At 67.7% G+C, this 18986-nt stretch carries 12 protein-coding genes and 2 pseudogenes; 9 read left to right on the forward strand and 5 right to left on the reverse strand.

Going from position 1 to position 18986, the window contains the following annotated elements:
• The first annotated feature begins 63 nt into the window (after window positions 1-63).
• Entirely contained in the window at window positions 64-1425 is a 1362-nt protein-coding gene (locus ASD47_RS04660; protein ID WP_235525763.1) for a polysaccharide lyase family 1 protein, read from the forward strand.
• 49 nt (window positions 1426-1474) lie between these two features.
• Here the strand turns inward: ASD47_RS04660 and ASD47_RS04665 are convergent, their stop codons facing one another.
• On the reverse strand, window positions 1475-3736 hold the full coding sequence (locus tag ASD47_RS04665; RefSeq protein WP_056752347.1) for a hypothetical protein: 2262 nt from the start codon (window positions 3734-3736) through the stop codon (window positions 1475-1477).
• 268 nt (window positions 3737-4004) lie between these two features.
• On the opposite strand from ASD47_RS04665, the gene ASD47_RS28100 reads away from it, so the two are divergent.
• The 8 genes and pseudogenes from ASD47_RS28100 to ASD47_RS04695 form a co-directional block, all read left to right on the forward strand.
• The coding region (locus ASD47_RS28100; protein ID WP_369800254.1) for an SDR family NAD(P)-dependent oxidoreductase at window positions 4005-4126 on the forward strand (122 nt) is incomplete at its 3' end.
• 1 nt (window position 4127) lies between these two features.
• Window positions 4128-4680: pseudogene (locus tag ASD47_RS04670) on the forward strand (SDR family NAD(P)-dependent oxidoreductase); the annotation flags it as partial.
• 1 nt (window position 4681) lies between these two features.
• Window positions 4682-4922 (forward strand): annotated as a pseudogene (locus ASD47_RS27220) (SDR family oxidoreductase); the annotation flags it as partial.
• A gap of 28 nt (window positions 4923-4950) precedes the next feature.
• On the forward strand, window positions 4951-5865 hold the full coding sequence (locus ASD47_RS04675) for an amidohydrolase (protein WP_056752352.1): 915 nt from the start codon (window positions 4951-4953) through the stop codon (window positions 5863-5865).
• Window positions 5866-5897: 32 nt separating this feature from the next.
• Complete coding sequence (gene rhaM, locus ASD47_RS04680; protein WP_028041357.1) at window positions 5898-6230, forward strand: L-rhamnose mutarotase; 333 nt, start codon at window positions 5898-5900, stop codon at window positions 6228-6230.
• A gap of 152 nt (window positions 6231-6382) precedes the next feature.
• Window positions 6383-10153, forward strand: a complete 3771-nt coding sequence (locus ASD47_RS04685) for a beta-galactosidase (protein WP_056752355.1) — start codon at window positions 6383-6385, stop codon at window positions 10151-10153.
• Between the two features lie 48 nt (window positions 10154-10201).
• Window positions 10202-11311, forward strand: a complete 1110-nt coding sequence (locus tag ASD47_RS04690; protein ID WP_056752357.1) for a glycoside hydrolase family 105 protein — start codon at window positions 10202-10204, stop codon at window positions 11309-11311.
• Window positions 11312-11488: 177 nt separating this feature from the next.
• Window positions 11489-13084: an MFS transporter gene (locus ASD47_RS04695; protein WP_056752361.1), complete on the forward strand. Its 1596-nt coding sequence runs from the start codon at window positions 11489-11491 to the stop codon at window positions 13082-13084.
• Between the two features lie 57 nt (window positions 13085-13141).
• Here the strand turns inward: ASD47_RS04695 and ASD47_RS04700 are convergent, their stop codons facing one another.
• The 4 genes from ASD47_RS04700 to ASD47_RS04715 form a co-directional block, all read right to left on the reverse strand.
• Complete coding sequence (locus tag ASD47_RS04700) at window positions 13142-13480, reverse strand: hypothetical protein (protein WP_230983925.1); 339 nt, start codon at window positions 13478-13480, stop codon at window positions 13142-13144.
• 194 nt (window positions 13481-13674) lie between these two features.
• The gene (locus ASD47_RS04705; RefSeq protein WP_082564459.1) at window positions 13675-15240 is read right to left on the reverse strand and encodes an alpha-N-arabinofuranosidase; all 1566 of its coding nucleotides are present in this window, start codon (window positions 15238-15240) and stop codon (window positions 13675-13677) included.
• A gap of 52 nt (window positions 15241-15292) precedes the next feature.
• Window positions 15293-17095 (reverse strand): IlvD/Edd family dehydratase, encoded by a 1803-nt coding sequence (locus ASD47_RS04710; protein WP_056752367.1) that lies wholly within the window; start codon window positions 17093-17095, stop codon window positions 15293-15295.
• 455 nt (window positions 17096-17550) lie between these two features.
• Window positions 17551-18981, reverse strand: a complete 1431-nt coding sequence (locus tag ASD47_RS04715) for a family 43 glycosylhydrolase (protein WP_082564460.1) — start codon at window positions 18979-18981, stop codon at window positions 17551-17553.
• Window positions 18982-18986 lie beyond the last annotated feature (5 nt).

An 18986-nucleotide genomic window follows, 5' to 3' on the forward strand; every position in this document is an offset into this window, starting at 1 on the left:
GTATTTTCTGGGCTTCTTCTCAGCCTCATGGCCTCGACGGCCCTTGCGGACACCGCATCCGACTTGACCGCTTTTCCGGGCGCGGAAGGCTTTGGCCAATTTTCAAAGGGCGGACGCGGCGGCAAGGTAATCAAGGTTACCAATCTGAACGACGCCGGACCGGGCTCGCTGCGGGCGGCCGTCGAGGCGGACGGGCCGCGGATCGTGGTGTTCGACGTGGGCGGCGTGATCCGCCTGAAGAGCGACCTGAAGATCGCCAACGACTTCATCACCATCGCCGGCCAGACCGCTCCGGGCTATGGGATCACCCTGCGCGATGGCCAGTTCCTGATCCACGCCAACCATGTGATCGTTCGCTACCTGCGCTCGCGGGTCGGCGACGAGGCCGGCAAGGAATATGATTCGATCTCGATCGGCGGCGGCTCGGACATCATCCTCGACCACATCTCGTCGGGCTGGTCGATCGACGAGAGCCTGTCGGTGACCCAGAAGGTCACCCCCGAGGTCAAGCGCCTGACCAATGTCACCGTGCAGTGGTCGCTGATCGCCGAAAGCCTGAACCACTCGATCCACGAGAAGGGCGAGCACGGCTATGGCAGCCTTATCCAGGGCTCCTACGGGGCCAAGTACAGCTTCCACCACAATCTGTGGGCCCACCACGAGGCCCGCATGCCGCGCATCGGCAACTACGCCGGGGCCAAGGACGACGCCGAGGGCATCGTCCTCGATTTCCGCGACAACGTCTTCTACAACTGGGGCCAGGGGGCCACGACGGACTTCTACAACTGGGAGCCCGGCGTCAGCCGCGGCTACGCCATGGACCCGTTCTACGGCCGCCCCGACAACGCCTCGCGGTTCGCGGCCGGCGAAGACCTCAACACCAACGCCAACACCCGCTCCAACTTCGTCAGCAACTACTACCTCCAGGGCGCCAACACCGGCGGCCCCTTGGCCCTCTACATCCGCAACAAGAGCGGCAGGACCTACTTCTCGGGCAACTGGATGGACGGCAAGCCGGTGGCCGACCAGAAGAGCCTGGTCCTGGCCTCGACCGCGGCGCCAGGCGAGCACGTCGTCGACCAGCCCTTCCCGTTCGGTCCGGTCGCGACCCAGCCCGCCGACGTGGCCTATCGCCTGGTGCTGGACAAGGCCGGCGCCTCCAAGGCCCGCGACCCGATCGACGCCCGGGTGGTCAAGAGCGTCCGCGACCGCACGGGCAGGATCATCAACAGCCAGAAGGAGGTCGGCGGCTGGTTCACCGCGTCCTCGACCGCCGCGCCCAAGGACGGCGACGGCGACGGCATGCCCGACGCCTGGGAGAAGGCCCGCAAGCTGAACCCCAGGGATCCGTCCGACGCCGCCAAGGACCGCGACGGCGACGGCTACACCAACATCGAGGAGTATGTGAACGGCCTGGTGAAATAGACCCCGGCGCTCCGGAGCGGGGCAGCCGCTCCGGAGTCCCCGCCCCCGCTCAGGGCAGCCGCTTGAAGCCCTCGGCCCGCACGCGCCACTTGCCGTCCTTGGGAAAGCCCGGGGCCGGTCCGGTCGAACCGTCCCAGCCGCCGGCCATCATCGCCACGGCCGCCAGCAACGAGCCGTTGGACGGGAAATAGGTCTCGGCCGCCCGCGAATAGCCCGGTCCGTCCTGCCCGACCGGCGCCCCCGCCGGCGCGCCGGCTCCCGCCGAGGTCGGCACGAAGGCCTGGGCGTGGGCGTCCAGGTGCACGCGCGGGGTCATGCCGCTGAGGCCGAACTTGTTGTTCTTGGCGTCGAAGAACAGCCAGTCCACCGCCTTGTCCGGCTCGCCCAGGCGGGCGGCGGTCATGGCGACCATCGGATAGTCCCAGCCCCAGGTCTGGCGCAGGTCCCAGTCGCGCTCGACGGCCCGCAGGGTCCGCCGCATGGTCTCCCGGTCGACGCCCTTCCCCGGCAGCAGGCCGTAGGCCATCAGGAACGAGGGGTGATCGCGGTTCAGGCACTTTTCCTCGACCGCGTGGCGCGAGCATTCGGCGCTTTTGGCCACGTCCCAGAAGTCGGGGGTGGACTCGGTCGGCAGGTAGAGGCCGTCCTTGGTGGCCAAGGGGGCCAGGCCCTTGATCACCACGTCCCATTCGGGCTTGCGCGCCAGACCCCGGCGGAGCCGCCACTGTTGAGCCGTCTCCAGCCCCCAGCGGTAGTATTCCAGCTCGAAGGCGGGGTTGAAGGTGGTCAGGGGGTCGTAGTTCTCCTGCACCGGAATGATCGGCGGGCCCAGCACGAAGCGGCCCTTGTCGTCGCGGTGCGGGAAGCTGGCCAGCAGGTCGGCGGTCTGTTCGACCAGTTCGCCGTACCGGGCCAGGGTGGCCTTGGTCGGCTTGTCGCGCCAGACCAGCTCGGACATCCAGATCGGATGCGGCTGCTGCCACATGATGAACGGCGAGACCTTGCTGGGACTGTCCACCCCGTCGGGCCCGACCATCTTGGGCCACCAGGCGCCTTTCAGGCCGTGGCTGGCCGCCCGAGCCTGGGCGTCCTTCAGGTGGCCCAGGTACCAGGGCAGGCTGCGCTCCAGATATTCAGGCCGGCTCCACAGCGCGAAATGCGCCGCGTGCCAGGGGTGCATCTCGAGATGGAACTTGCCGTTCCAGCTGTTGGAGAACAGCCCCTCCTCCTGCGGCGGGACCTCGCCGGCGGCGTTCAGGGCCATCAGGTACTGGGACAGCACCACCCGGCGCTCCAGTTCGGCGGCGCGGGGATCGGTGCTGCCGCTGAAATCGACCGCCGCGCCCTGCGTCCAATAGGTCTTCCAGTGGTCGCGCACGGCCTGGTCGGCGATAGCCTGCGCCGGCAAGGCCGGCAGGGCGGCGCGGGAGAAGGCGACCTCCAGCCCCAGCGTCCGCCCCTTGGCCCTGGGCGCCACCTTGAAGCCGTGCGGCCCGTCCGGCGTGAAGCTGACGGCCTCATCGGCCCGCAGCGCCGCGAAATAGCGGGTCTGGTCGATCTGGCGGGCCAGGCTCAGCGTCTTGGCGCCCTCGCCGGTCACCTTCGTCAGGTGGCCGCCCGGGTTGGACCAGTCGGACGGATCAGGATTGAGCGCCTTCGACACGCCCGGGAACTTCACCGACAGGCCCAGACGGCCCTGCGCCACCAGGGCTGAATCGACGTCGACTACGATCATGTCCAGCGTCGGGTGCACGCGGGTGCGCACCATCACCGCCTCGCCGTCATAGACGAACCTGCTGGTCAGGACGCCGGTCCATAGGTCCAAGGTCTGGTCGGTCTGGGTGATGTCCGCGAACTTGGCGGGCTGGCCGTCCTTGGCGCGCAGGTCCAGCGCCACCCGGCCCAGCGAGAAGCGGTGCGGATTCTCGCGCAGCCAGGCCAGGGCCGGCCGGGTCGCGGCCTCGTTCCAGTCCTTCATGTAGGCGTAGGGCTGCTGGGTCCCGCGCACGTCGATCGGCGTGGTCCCGTCGGCATAGGTATAGCCGTTGGGATTGGGGAAGCTGTGCCAAGCCCACTGGGCCTCGGTCAGCAGCGGCGCGATCTTGGAATAGGCCTCCGGAAAGGTCTGCAGGCCTGTGATGTCGGCCGTGAAGCCGATCTGGCCGTTGCCGACCATCAGCGGTGCGGAGGGATCGACCCTGGTCAGCCGGATGTCGTGACGGCTGACCAGGGCGTGGCGGTCGATCGGCTGGGCCAGCCCCGGGCCGCCCAGGGCGATGGCCGCCAGGCCGGCCAGTAGTGCGCGTCGCATCGTTTCTCTCCCAAACTGAAAGCGGAGACCATCGGCGCCGACCCGAACGCCGCCTCAGCGCGTCGGCCGGACGGTTCGGTTCGCGCGCTCGATTGACGCTCATGGTTCCATTCTGTAGGAATGTTTCTCATATTGTGAAAGTCCATCGCAAGCTTTCTTGTGCCTGGACGGGCGTTCAGCGTCGGGGGATCATCGTCATGGCCGGATCGAGCGTCGCGTGAGCGCCTACGCCAATCCCTATCTTGGCCGCTTCTCCGGCCGCACGGCGGTGGTCACCGGCGGRGCCTCGGGCCTGGGCAAGGCCGTGGCCGCGCGGATCGTCGCCGAGGGCGGCCAGGTCTCGCTCTGGGACCTGGACGCCGAGGGCCTGAAGGCCGCCGCCGCCGAGGTNGCCTCGGGCCTGGGCAAGGCCGTGGCCGCGCGGATCGTCGCCGAGGGCGGCCAGGTCTCGCTCTGGGACCTGGACGCCGAGGGCCTGAAGGCCGCCGCCGCCGAGGTSGGGGCGGCCCACACCGTGGCCCTGGACGTCTCCGAYGAGGCCGCSGTCCTGGCCGCSGGCCAGGCCGCCCACCAGGCCCTGGGCCGCATCGACGTGCTGGTCGCCTCGGCCGGCATCACCGGCGCSACSGCTCCGGTCCACGACTATCCCACCGACAGCTGGAAGCGGGTCTTCGACATCAACGTCAACGGCGTCTTCTACTGCTGCAAGGCCGTGGCCCCGTTCATGCTGGCCAACGGCTATGGCCGCATCGTCAACGTCGCCTCGGTGGCCGGCAAGGAAGGCAATCCCAACGCCGGCGCCTATTCGGCCTCGAARGCSGCGGTGATCGGCCTGACCAAGTCCCTGGCCAAGGAACTGGCCACCCAGGGCGTGATCGCCAACAGCCTGACCCCGGCCACCTTCGAAAGCCCGATCCTGGAGCAGCTGCCCCCCAGCCAGGTCGNGGCCAAGGAACTGGCCACCCAGGGCGTGATCGCCAACAGCCTGACCCCGGCCACCTTCGAAAGCCCGATCCTGGAGCAGCTGCCCCCCAGCCAGGTCGAGTACATGAAGGGCAAGATCCCCATGGGCCGCCTGGGCGAGGTGCACGAAAGCGCCGCCATGGTCTGCTTCATGGCGTCCGAGGAATGCAGCTTCACCACCGGCGCCACCTTCGACACCTCCGGCGGCCGCACCACGTTCTAGGGCCAAACCTTTGGGAGAAACGGGAGCGATGACCTATCTCGGCCCGATCATCGACCCGCACATGCACCTGTGGGACCTGGACCGGCACTATTACAGCTGGCTCCAGGACAGGCCGCTGCCGAACAACCCGGCCGGCGACATGTCGCCGATCGCCTACAAGTCCTATGGGCTGGACGACTACCTGGCCGACACGGCCGGGTGGAACCTCGTCCAGACCGTCCACGTCGAGTGCGGCCTGCCGCCCAAGGACCAGCTGTCGGAGACGGACTGGCTGCAGGGCCTGGCCGACACCCGCGGGGTGATCGGCGGCATCGTGGCCGGCGCCAACCTGGACGATCCGCGCGTCGAGCCCCTGCTCGAGGCCCAGGCGGCGCGGGCCAATGTTCGCGGGGTGCGCCAGATCGTCAACTGGCACAAGGACCCGGCCAAGACCTACGGCCCGACCGACCTGCTGCTGAGCGACGCCTGGCGGGCCGGCTACGCCCTGCTGGCCAGGTACGGCCTGTCGTTCGACCTGCAGCTCTATCCGTCGCAGATGGCGACCGCCGCCGCCCTGGCCGCCGCCCATCCGGACATCCCGGCGATCGTCAATCACGCCGGCATGCCCACCGACCGCGACGAGGCCGGCCTGGCCGCCTGGCGCGAGGGCCTGGCGCTTTTGGCGCAGCTGCCCAACGTCGCTTGCAAGATCTCCGGCCTGGCGATGATCGACCGCGCCTGGACCGTCGACAGCCTGCGGCCGTTCGTGCTGCAGGTCATCGAGACCTTCGGCCCCGCCCGCTGCATGTTCGCCAGCAACTTCCCGGTCGAGAAGGTGCACGGCTCGTTCGGCGACTTCTACGCCGCCTATGACGCGATCACCGCCGATTTCGGCCAGGCCGAGCGCGACCAGATGTTCGCCGGAACGGCCAGTCGGATCTACCGCCTGCCGCCGACGACCTGACCAACGACAAAAGCAAGAAACGGGAGGACACGATGAGCAACCACCAGGACCGGCCCCTCGCCTTCCGCATGCAGCTCAAGCCCGGCGTCGCCGCTGAATACGAGCGCCGCCACGACGACCTGTGGCCCGACCTCGCCGAGGCGCTGCGCAAGGCCGGGATCCACGACTATTCGATCTTCCTGGACGAGCAGACGATGAGCCTGTTCGCGGTGCTGCGCCTGCGCCCCGACAACACCAAGGACGCCCTGCCGCTGGAGCCGGTGATGAAGCGCTGGTGGGACTACATGGCCGACCTGATGGAGGTCCATCCGGACAACAAGCCCGTCGAATGGCCGCTGAAGCCCGTCTTCTATTTCGAGGGCTGAAGATGATCCGCCCGCCCCTTCACGCCGTCGCGAAAACCTCGTCCTTCGACAAGCTCAGGATGAGGTTTTCGACTGCGAGGCCTGTGAATGGACCTCATCCTGAGCTTGTCGAAGGACGAGGGCCACGCGGGGCGCTCGTCGGTCGATGCGCCTTGGGCCTTTCGCTCGCCCTGCTGGCCACCACCGCCTTTGTAGAACCCGTCCGGGCCGAGCCCGCGCGCTACACGATGACGGCGTTCACCAACGCCAGCCAATCGAACATGAGCGTCTACGACTCGGCCGACGGCACGCGCTTCACCTTGAAGAAGCCACTGGCCTACACCCCGCCCAAGGGCCTGATCCGCGATCCCAGCGTGATGAAGCACACCGACGGCTGGTACTATGTCGCCTACACCACCGGCTGGACCGGGAACACCATCGGCCTGGCCCGCAGCCAGAACCTGACCGACTGGACCTTCTTGCGCGACGTGACGATCGACGTGCCCGGGGCGACCAACAGCTGGGCGCCGGAATGGTTCGTCGAGCAGGATGGCGCGATCAGCCTGATCCTGTCGGTCTCGACCACCAGCATCGCCGGCCAGTTCCAGCCCTACCGGATCACCGCCACCGACGCCTCGCTGGCGACCTGGTCCGCGCCCAAGCCGCTAAGCGGCCTGGGTCCCAACTTCATCGACACCTTCGTGGTGCGCGAGGGCGGGCTCTACAACGCCTTCGCCAAGAACGAGACCAGCAAGTTCATCGAGCTGTGGACCGCCCCTTCGCTGGACGGTCCCTGGCAGGCCAAGGGAACCGGCGACTGGGCCGGCTGGGGCAAGGGCGTCGAAGGCCCCGCCATGGTCCGGACTCCCGACGGCGGCTGGCGGATCTATTTCGACGAATATTCGGCCAAGCGCTACTGGTACAGCGACAGCCACGATGGATTTCGGAGTTGGACGCCCAAGACCGAGCTGCCGGAGCTGTCGGGCACAGTGCGCCACTTCACGGTGCTGAAGGAAGGCGGCGACCAGGCGGTCGCGGCCAAGCCGGCGCCAGCTCACCAGATCACCTGGGACAAGTACTCGCTGAAGGTCGACGGCGAGCGGGTCTTCTCGTGGGGCGGCGAGTTCCACCCGTTCCGCGTGCCCAGCCCGGACCTGTGGCGCGACATCCTCCAGAAGATGAAGGCCAGCGGCTACAACACCGTCGCCATCTATTTCGACTGGGGCTACCACTCGCCCAAACAGGGGGTCTACGACTTCAACGGCGTGCGCGACATGGACCGCGTGCTGACCATGGCCAAGGAGGAAGGCCTCTACGTCATCACCCGCGCTGGGCCCTATGTGAACGCCGAGCTGACCCGGGGCGGCTTCCCCGGCTGGATGGTCAACCAGCAGGCCCGGGCCCGCACCGACGCGCCGGAATACGTCGCCGCCGCCGACGAGTGGCTGACCCGGATCAACGCCGTGATCGCCCGCCACCAGCTGACCACCGGCCAGGGCACGGTGATCGCCCACCAGATCGAGAACGAGCTGGACGTGGTCGGCGCCCCGCAGCAGCGCTACATGCGGTGGCTGGACGACAAGGCCAAGGCCGACGGGATCACCGTCCCGATCTTCCACAACGACAAGGGCCGCAACGGCTACTGGGTCCCCAAGGACTCCAAGGTCCCCGGCACGGTCGAAGGGCCCAACGACCTCTATGCCTTCGACGGCTATCCCGGCGGCAGCTGCAAGGTCGACTCCACCCCGTCCAGCCCCGGCGTCGCGCCGGACTGGGGGCTGTACGGTCCCGGCGGGGCCAAGGGCGGCGCCTCGGCCAGCCCCAACACCCCCGGCTTCGCGGCGGAGTTCGGCGGCGGCTGGTTCGACTACTGGGGCAGCAACGGCGACTACGACTGCACCGCCCAGCATCGCGGCGTCGGCTACCAGCGGGTGTTCTACGGCACGAACATCGCCAACGGCCTGACGATCCAGAGCTTCTACATGACCTATGGCGGGACCAGCTGGGGCTGGCTGCCGGGCCCGGTGGTGTTCACGTCCTACGACTACGGCTCGGCGATCGACGAGGCCCGCGGCCTGCGCGACAAGGCGCGGGTGATGAAGCAGATGGGCGAGTTCATCGCCGCCGTGCCCGACCTGCGCCGCATGGACAAGGGCGAGGCCGTCAAGCCAGCCAATGACAAGGTCCGCGTCTATCACAACGTCAACGCCGAGACGGGCAGCCACCTCTATGTGGTGGTCCACAACCCCAGCAGCGGCGTGAGCGACGAGGCCTTCACCTTCCAGGTCAAGACCCGCGACGGCGAGTACGAGGTGGCCTCGCGGATCAAGGGCCAGGACAGCAAGATGCTGATGGCCAGCTACGACTTGGGCGGCCAGCGGCTGGTCTATTCGACGTCCGAGATCCAGACGCACCTGAAGTGGAACGACGGCGACCTGGCCCTGTTGTACGGCCGGGCCGGCGAGGCGGGCGAGACGGTGCTGCGCTACGCCTCGGCGCCGAAGGTCGAGGTCCTGGAGGGCGAGGTCGCCTCCAGCTTCGACGCCGCCAAGGGCGACCTGAAGCTGACCTACGCCCACGGGGGCGTCCAAGGGGGCCTGGCCCGCGTGCGGATCACCGGCGGCGGGCGTCCGCCGCTGACCCTGCTGCTGGCCGACGCCGAGACCGGCCAGACCTTCTGGCGCCGCGACGCCCTGCTGGTGCGCGGCCCGGGCCTAGTGCGGAGCGACGCCGTCAAGGGCGGCGTGCTCAGCCTGACCGGCGACACCGAGACCGCCAGCCCGCTGGAGGTCTTCGCGCCCAAGGCCGTGACCGCCCTTCGCTGGAACGGCGCCAAGGTCGCGGTCAAGGCCACCGCGTCGGGCAGCCTGCTGGCCGACAAGCCGCTGGCCGGTCCGGCGGCGATCACCGTGCCCGACCTGGCCAGGCTGGACTGGAAGACCGCCCCGGGCTCGCCGGAAGCCGATCCGAAATTCGACGACGCCGCCTGGCTGAAGACCGAGGGCCGCCGTAGCGGCTCGACCGTGCGCGGTCCTACGGGCCAACCGGTCCTGGACATGAGCGCCTACGGCTTCCACCAGGGCGACGTCTGGTATCGCGGCCGCTACCAGGGCAAGCCCGACATCGACACCCTGACCCTGCACTACGGCGGCGGCGGGGCGGGCATGCTGCAGGTCTGGCTGGACGGCCGGTTCCTGGGCCAGCACGAGCTGGACGGCGCCCTGCCCCGCCCGATCACCACCGGGGTTGCCACCTTCAAGCTGCCGGAAGATCTGCGCGGGACCGGCGAGCACGTGATCTCGGTGATGGTCCGCAACAACGGTCACAACTGGGACCTGGACGCCGACGATTTCCACAAGGAGGCCCGGGGCCTGGTCTCGGCCTCGCTGTCGGGTCCGAGCAGCTACAGTTTCGCCGTGCCGATCGCCTGGAAGATCCAGGGCAACCTTGGCGGCGAGGACATCCAGGACCCGGTGCGCGGCAACGCCAACAACGGCGGCCAGTACGGCGAACGGATGGGCTGGCACCTGCCCGGTTTCCCCGACGCGGAATGGGCCAAGGCCGACATGGCCGCGACCAAGTCCACCGCCGGCACGACCTGGTACCGCACCAGCTTCGACCTGGACCTGCCCAAGGACCAGGACACCACCCTGGGCCTGACCATCGGCGATCCGAACACGCCGCGCTCGCCGGGCCGCTACCGGGTGCTGATCTTCGTCAATGGCTGGAACATGGGCCAGTTCATCGCCCATGTCGGCCCGCAGCGGACCTTCGTCCTGCCGACTGGAATCGTCGACCTGCATGGCAAAAACACCCTCGCCCTGGCGGTGACCAGCGACGGCGCGCCCGGCGACGCCCTGGAGACCGTCAAGCTCGTCACCCTGCGCACCGTACGCGGCGGCATTCCCGTCGCCTGCGTTCCCGCGCCCGACTTCAAACCCTGACCGGACGCTCCCCCGTCTGCGCCTGAAAAGACTTCCAAGGAGACTATCGTGCCCAATCTCGCCCACGGCCTCGAGGCCAAGGACATCAAGGCCAAGATCGCCCTGCTGATCAGCAACCTGGTCGACATCCAGGACGAGACCGGCGAGTTCCTGCTGCGCCTGGACGATGGCCGTGTCATCGACACCAAGGGCTGGAACGACTGGGAATGGACCCACGGCGTGGGCCTGTACGGCCTGTGGAAGCAGTACGAGATGACCGCCGACCCGCGGGCTTTCGAGATCATGACGCAGTGGTTCGCCGACCGCTTCGAGGCCGGCACCCCGACCAAGAACATCAACACCGTCTCGCCGTTCCTGACCCTGGCCTACCTGTACGAGGCCACCGGCGACCACACCTACCTGCCCTACCTCGAAACCTGGGCCGACTACGTGATGTACGAGGGTCCGCGCACCGAGGAAGGCGGCTTCCAGCACATCGTCTTCAACAGCGAGAACCCCCAGCAGCTGTGGGACGATACGCTGATGATGAGCGTCCTGCCCCTGGCCAAGATCGGCCTCTTGCTAGGCCGCGACGACTTCGTCGAAGAGGCCAAGCGCCAGTTCATGGTGCACATCAAGTACCTGGCCGACCGCAAGACCGGCATGTGGTTCCATGGCTGGACCTTCGAGGGCCGGCATAACTTCGCCGACGCCCTGTGGGCCCGCGGCAACTGCTGGGTGACGATCGCCATCCCGGAGTTCATCGAGCTCTTGGACCTGAAGCCCGGCGACGCGCTGCGCGACTTCCTGATCGACACCCTGGAAGCCCAGATCAAGGCCCTGGCCCGCTACCAGGACGCCGAGACCGGCCTGTGGCACACCCTGGTCGACGACAAGACCTCGTACCTGGAGGCCTCGGCCACGGCCGGTTTCGCCTACGGCGTGCTGAAGGCCGTGCGCAAGCGCTACATCGGCCGCGAGTATCAGGAGATGGGGATCAAGGCGCTGAAGGGCGTGCTGGCCAATATCGACGATAAGGGCGAACTGCAGCAGGTGTCGTTCGGGACCCCGGTGTTCGACACCCTGCAGGGCTACAAGGACATCCCCCTGACCTCGATGCCGTACGGCCAGTCCCTGGCCATCCTGGCCCTGGGCGAGTTCCAGCGCGCGTTTATCTAAGGCTCCAACTCGGTGCGTGGCCCTCATCCTTCGACAAGCTCAGGATGAGGACCAGAGCCCAGATTCCGGCAATAGAAAACCTCATCCTGAGCTTGTCGAAGGACGAGGTTTTCGCCCCAGCCGCCGAACAACGAACAAGGGGCGCCAAGCCCTCGCCTCCAAGGGAATGACACGCAGATGGCGACGCCGGAACTCCGCACACCCACCTGGATCAACTACTGGGGCTGGGGTTCCGGCGACATGCTGGGGGCCGGCGCCCAGGCGGTGATCACCGGCTGGCTGGCCTATTTCTTCATCACCTTCTGCGGCCTGTCGCCGGTCGAGACCGGCCTGATCCTGGGCCTGCCGCGCCTGCTTGAAGCGATCACCTGCCCGCTGATCGGCTACATCTCCGACAACCTGCGCCACACCTGGGTCGGGCGGAAGATCGGCCGGCGCAAGATCTTCCTGATCCTGACCATCCCGCTGCTGCCCAGCTTCGCCCTGATCTTCGTCACCGGCCAGACGTTCGCCTACTACCTGACCACCTTCGTCTTCTTCGAGTTCCTCTACACGATGTTCCTGATCCCGTGGGAAACCCTCGCGGCGGAGATGACCAAGGACTACGGCAAGAAGGCCAAGTTCGCCGGCGCGCGGATGCTGGTCGCCCAGAGCTCGGCGATCCTGGCCTCCTACCTGCCAACCCTGATCATCAGCCATTTCGGCGGCAAGGACTCGCCCGGCACCTTCCTGATCATGGCGGCGATCTTCGGCGTCCTGTTCAGCCTGGTGGTGCTTCTGGTCGTCCTGCTGACCTGGGAGCGGCCCTATACCGAGGCGGAAAAGCTGATCCAGCCCGAGCCGATGGACTGGAAGCGGGCGGCGCTGATCCCGGTCAACATGTTCCGCGACCTGTTCTCGACCCTGCGCATCAAGGCCTTCCGCCAGCACCTCAGCCTCTATCTGGGCGGCTACATCAGCCAAGACATCTTCAACACCGCCTTTCCCCTGTTCGTGGCGACGGTGATGATGGGCGCGACCCTGGTGATCTCGCAGCTGATGACCACCATGTACGTCGCCCAGCTGGTCTCGGTGATGATCGCCATCAACGTGGTCATCCGCACCGGGCCGACCGCCGCCTATCGCATGGCCATCAGCTTCGTTGGCGCGGCCCTGCTGCTGTTCCTGACCTTCTACCTGATCCGGCCGGCCGGCTTCGCCGAGGGCTTGGCGGCCCTCGGCGGCGACACGTTCGCGGCCTTCATCCCGACCAGCGCCGCCTTCAATCCGATGGTGGCGTTCTGGCTGTTCGTCCCGATCGTCCTGGCGGGTCTGGGACGCGGGACGCTGAACTTCGTGCCCTGGAGCGTCTACAACTACCTGCCTGATGTCGACGAGGCCGTGACCGGCCAGCGCCGCGAGGGCATCTTCGCCGGGGTGATGACCTTCGTGCGCAAGATCGCCCAGTCTGGGGCCATCGTCGTGACCACCTCGCTGATCGGTCTGGGCGGCTATGTCTCGGCCGACAAGGCCCATCCCGGCGTCGCGGTGGTCCAGACTCCGGAAGCCGTACGCGCCGTGGTGCTGGTGATGGTCGGCGGCCCGATCCTGGTCATGCTGTGGGGCCTGGTGGTTTCCTGGTCGTTCCGCCTCAACGCCCGCACCCACGAAGTGCTGATCCACGAGGTCGAGCGTCTGCGGGCCGGCGAGACCCAGGCCGAGAGCCCGGAGTCGAAGGCCATCGTCGAGAACCTGACCGGGTGGAAGTTCGAGCGGCTGTGGGGGCGCGGTTAGCCATCCGCCGAGCCGTCGTCCCGGCCTTGGCGTTCAGACCGGGATGACGGCTCGAAACTACTCCTGCCCCGGGATCGGCAGCTGCTCCATGATCTCCACCGAGTCCCCCGGGAAGATCGCGAAGTGGGGATGGTTCTCGAACAGCTGCGCCGCCGCCTCGTGCGACTCCGCCTGCACGACGACGTAGCCGGCGACCTTGTTGCGGATGTCGCTTACACCGTCCTTGCCCGTCTTCTTGGTCTTGCCCAGCGGCCCGCCGGTCACGAGGACCTGGCCGGCGTGATCGGTCATCCACTGGCCCCAGGCGGCCATGCCCTTGTCGATGGTGGACGGGTCCAGCGAGCTTGGATCCACGGGCGCGTCGGACCCCATGTAGAGGGCCAGGAACGTCTTCATCGCCATTTCCTCCTCAGGCTGTTTAGAGCGCAGCGACCATAGCCCATTTCGCTCCAGCCTTACGCCTCGGAAGAAACGCCAAGGGCTCCGCGGATCCCTGTCCGGATCCGCGGAGCCCGCCCGGCCTTGGCCGGAACAGTCATGGCGCAAGCCGGGGACATGCCCATGGGCATGTCCCCGGCTCGGTCTCGACCCTAGTTGAGGTCCAGCACCACCACCGACTTGCTCGGCAGGGTCGCGGTCAGCACGTCGCCCTTGATCGAGGCGTTGGTAAAGGCCGCCGGCTTGACGAGGTTGGGCGCGTCAAAGGTGTTGTGGGCCGCCATGGTCGAGGCCGTCAGCACCCGGCCCTTGGCCGCCTTGCCGGCCACGCCCGTGAGCTTGATCGTCACGGTCGCCGACTTGTTCGGATCCACGTTGACCAGCGCCAGGTGCACCACGCCCGCCGTGTCCCGGGCCGCCGAGGCGCTGACCGCCGGGACGCTGGACTTGCCTAGCGTGTAGTTCGGGCTGCTGATCTCCAGCGGCAGCGAGGTCGCGCCCTGGAACGGCTTGTAGAGGTCGTAGACCCAGTAGGTCGGGGTCAGGACCATCTTTTCCTTGTCGGTTAGGATCATCGCCTGCAGCACGTTGACCATCTGGGCGATGGCGGTCAGCCGCACCCGGTCGGCGTGCTTGTGGAAGATGTTCAGGTTCACGCCGGCCACCACCGCGTCGCGCATGGTGTTCTGCTGGTAGAGGAAGCCTGGGTTGGTGCCCGGCTCGACATTGTGCCAGATGCCCCATTCGTCGACATAGAGCCCGACCTTCTTCTCGGGATCGTACTTGTCCATGATGGCGCTGTGCTTGGTGACAAGCTCTTCCATCCTCATGGTCGAGACCATGGTGTCGGCCCACAGCTGCTCATTGAACTCCGTCGCCGAGCCCTTGTCCTTCCAGCTGCCGGTGGGGATCGTGTAGTAGTGCAGGCTCAACGCGTTCATGTTGTTGGCCGCGCCGGCCATCAGGGTCTCGGTCCAGGCGTAGTCTTCGGCGTTGGGGCCGCTGGCCACTTTGACGGTGTTGGTCCCGGCCGGCACGCGCACGAACTCAGCGAAGTTGCGATAGAGATTGGTGTAGTGGGCCGCCGTCATCTGGCCGCCGCAGCCCCAGTTCTCGTTGCCGACCCCGAAGAAGTCGAGCTTCCAGGGCTTGTCGCGGCCGTTGGCGCGGCGCTGGTTGGCGATCGTCGACTTGGTCGGCGAGACCATGTACTCGACCCACTCGGCCATTTCCTGCGGCGTGCCGCTGCCGACATTGCCGGCGACATAGGTCTTGGCGCCGATCAGTTCGGCGAAGTCCATGAACTCGTTGGTGCCGAAGCTGTTGGGCTCCTCGACGCCGCCCCACATCACATTGACCTTGGTCGGGCGCTTGTCGCGCGGGCCGATCCCCTCGCGCCAGTGATAGTCATCGGCGAAGCAGCCGCCCGGCCAGCGGACCACGGGCACGTGGATCTGCTTCAGGGCCGCGACCACGTCGTTGCGATAGCCCTTGGTGTTGGGGATCTTGCTGTCCTCCCCAACCCACACGCCCTCATAGATGCCCCGGCCCAGGTGCTCGGCGAACTGGCCGTAGACTTCCGGCTGGATCACCGCGCCGGGCTGGTCGGCGCGCAGGGCGCCGGTGACAGCGGTTTGGGCGAGGGCGGCTCCGGCCGTCGCCAGCGCAGCAGTGGCAAGGCCCGCGACGAGCGCGTGCTTCAGCGTGGTCAGCTTCACGATATTCTCCCTAGGGTCGCCGTTGGTCGGCGCTTGTCTTCGGTGGATTGGCTCAGTGGTTGTCGCGCGGCAGGCCCTTGGTCTGGGCGATGCGCTGGTATTTGACCGCCGGCTCCAGCACCGCCCCGGTCTCCATCTGGCCGACGATGGCCCGCTGGATCTCCTGCCAGGGCGTCTGGCTTTCCGGATAGGCGTAGCCGCCGGCCGCCTCGAGCGCCTTGCGCCGCGCGACGATCTCTTCGGGCGTGACCAGCACGTCGACCCGCGACTTGCGCAGGTCCACCCGCACGCGGTCGCCGGTCTTCAGCAGGGCCAGGCCGCCGCCGGCCGCCGCCTCGGGCGAGGCGTTGAGGATCGAGGGCGAGCCGGACGTGCCCGACTGGCGCCCGTCGCCGATGCACGGCAGCTGATGGATCCCGCGCTTGATCAGGTAGTCGGGGGCCCGCATGTTCACGACCTCGGCCGCGCCGGGATAGCCGATCGGCCCGGCCCCGCGCATGAACAGCACGCTGCGCTCGGTGATGCCCAGCGCCGGATCGTCGATCCGGTGGTGGTAGTCCTCGGGGCCGTCGAACACCACGGCCTCGCCGTCGAAGGCGTCCGGATCGTTCGGGTCCGACAGGTAGCGGTCGCGGAATTCCTTGGTGATCACGCTGGTCTTCATGATCGCCGAATTGAACAGGTTGCCGCGCATGACCACGAAGCCGGCGCGCTCGACCAGCGGCTTGTCGAACGGACGGATCACCGCCTCGTCCTCGATGGTCGCGCCGCGGCAGGCCTCGCCGATGGTCTTGCCCGAAACGGTCAGGGCGTCCTCGCGGATCAGCCCCTGGCCCATCAGCTGGTTGACGACGGCGGGCACGCCGCCGGCGTGGTAGTAGTCCTCGCCGAGATATTCACCGGCCGGCTGCAGGTTGACCAGCAGCGGCACCTCCTCGCCGTAGGTCTGCCAGTCGTCGACCGAGAGCTCCACGCCCATGTGGCGGGCCAGGCCGTTCAGGTGAATGGGGGCGTTGGTCGAGCCGCCGATCGCCGAATTGACGACGATGGCGTTCAGGAAGGCGTCGCGGGTCAGGATGTCGGACGGCTTGATGTCCTGTTCCACCAGCTCGACGATCCGCAGGCCGGTCTCATAGGCGTTCTGCTGCCGGTCGCGGTAAGGCGCGGGGATGGCGGCCGAGCCGGTCAGCGACATGCCCAGCGCTTCCGTCAGCGAGTTCATGGTCGTGGCCGTGCCCATGGTGTTGCAATAGCCGGTCGACGGGGCCGAGCTGGCCACCAGCTTGATGAAGCCGGCGCGATCGATTTCACCGGCCGCCAGCATCTCGCGGGCCTTCCAGACGATGGTGCCCGAGCCCGTCCGCTGGCCCTTGTGCCAGCCGTTCAGCATCGGCCCCACCGACAGGGCGATGGCCGGGATGTTGACCGTCGCGGCGGCCATCAGGCAGGCGGGCGTCGTCTTGTCGCAGCCGATGGTCAGGACCACGCCGTCGATCGGATAGCCGTACAGGGTCTCGACCAGGCCCAGATAGGACAGGTTGCGGTCCAGGCCCGCGGTCGGACGCTTGCCGGTTTCCTGGATCGGGTGGACCGGAAATTCCAGGGCGATGCCGCCGGCGGTGCGGATGCCTTCACGGATCCGCTCGGCCAGCACCAAGTGATGACGGTTGCAGGGCGACAGGTCGCTGCCGGTCTGGGCGATGCCGATGATCGGCTTGCCCGACTGCAGTTCTTCCAGCGACAGGCCGAAGTTCAGGTAGCGCTCAAGGTACAGCGCCGTCATGTCCGCGTTGTCGGGATTGTCGAACCAGGCGCGCGAACGAAGGGCGCGGGGCGGAACGGCGGCAGAGCTCATGACAGTCCTTGATAAGGCGGCCCCTGCTGGGAGAGGGGGCCTTGGGTCGGCGACGGCGGGAGGGCTTGACGGGACGTCAGGAGGATTGTCCGCCACCCGGGCGGAGCGACCGACATCCCGCTCGTTTCACTCCTGTTCATTTGTCTGACTATACCGCTCGAGACGCGGCGTCAATGTGAGAGCTGCGCTGCCCCGCACCCGCAAGAAACCGGGTCTTCTAATTGAACGGATAAGGAAATCGTTCGCTGGCAGTTGTCCGACGATAGATTGACGGGAAGCCTTTGGGGATACGAAAAAATCCGTTCGTCACGGACCGGCGCATGCCGCGTACGGCGCCTTTCCGGCGAGGTTTGGCCGCAGCGCTTCAGCCTTCGGGGAAAACACGGACGCCGATTCCCACGGCTTCCGGCGTGGCGGCGCTGGAGAGAGCGCCGAGCAGGTCCCCTTCGGCTGATTCAGCTGACGATGAAGGTCGCGCTGGCCCTGTCGCGGGCGTCCTTGGCCGGCCCGACCACGATCGCGCCGTCGCGGTGGCGCAGATAGCCCCCGCCCGGCGCCAGGGCTGCGAACGAAACCCCTCGCCCGGCCAGTCCGCGAACCTTGCGAAAGCCGCTCCGCGTCGGGTCCCGCAGCGCGGGAGCCAGCACCACTCCACCATCCGCCGTGGCCTGCAGCCCTTGGCCCGGCTTGAGAATCGGCTCCAGGACCACCGCGCCGGCGGCCCCGGCCTTCTGGCGGAACTGCGTGGTCGCCAGCGGGCCGTCGCCGACGGTCAGCCGCGTCCCGTCCAGGCGAAGATAAGCGCCCGGCCGATCCAACGGCGCGAATCGGTCGGGGATCTCGCCAGCCCCGACGGGCACGCCGAAGTCGGGCGCGCCGTCCGGATGGTAGTAGAGCCGCTGCACCCGGGTGTGGCGGTTCGGATCGAACAGCGGGTCGCCCTGGATGGTCTTATAGTCGCGGCCGTGGAAGACCAGCACGTCGCGACCCTGCTCGTCGACGGTGAAGGAATTGTGGCCCGGCCCGTAGACGCCGGTCTCCTCCGACGAGACGAAGACCGGAACCTGGGATTTGCTCCAGGCGTCCGCCGACATCAGGTCGGCGTCGGCGTTCGCCATCAGCAGGCCCAGGCAGTAGCGAGCGTCGGTGGCGCTGGCCGAATAGGCGATGAACACCCGGCCGTTGCGCGCCAGGAAGGCCGGGGCCTCGTTGACCTTGTAGCCCTCGATCTCCCACGGCAGGGTCGGGACGGTCAGGCGGACCGGCGGGCAGGCCAGGGTGGTCGGTGTCGCCAGAGGCGCCAGGTACAGGTTGCTGTTCGTCGCGATCCCGGGCTCCTGCTGCGCCCAGCACAGATAGCGCACGCCGCGGTGGCTGAAGACGGTGGAGTCCAGCGTGAAGGTGTCCCACGGCGTCTGCAGTTGGCCCAACAGCTCCCAGCGGCCGGTCAGGGCGTCGCGGTCCAGGCAGCGCAGGACGTAGGTGCGGATGTGGAACGGCTCGCCCGCATCGCCGGCCGCGAAATACATGTGCCAGCGTCCGTCGATCTGGTGCAGTTCCGGCGCCCAGATATAGCCGCCTAGCTTGCCCTGGGCAGGGCGTCGCCAGATCACCGCCTCCTGCGCGGTCGCCAGACCGGCCAGGGTGCGGGCGCGGCGCAGGACCAGCCGGTCATATTCGGGAACCGAGGCGGTCATGTAGTAGTCGCCGTCGCGGTGGCGGAACACCTGGGCGTCGGCCCGTTGTCGCACCAGCGGATTGCGAGCGACCTCGCTGGAGCCTTTGGCCTGGGCGCTAGCCGCGGACGGCGCGACGACGCCGCCCAGCACCGCCGCACCGGCGCCAGCCATCACCGCGCGCCGCGACGACGGGAAATCGAAACTCATCGGAG

The organism is Caulobacter sp. Root1472, from assembly GCF_001426985.1.
GTDB classification, from domain to species: domain Bacteria; phylum Pseudomonadota; class Alphaproteobacteria; order Caulobacterales; family Caulobacteraceae; genus Caulobacter; species Caulobacter rhizosphaerae.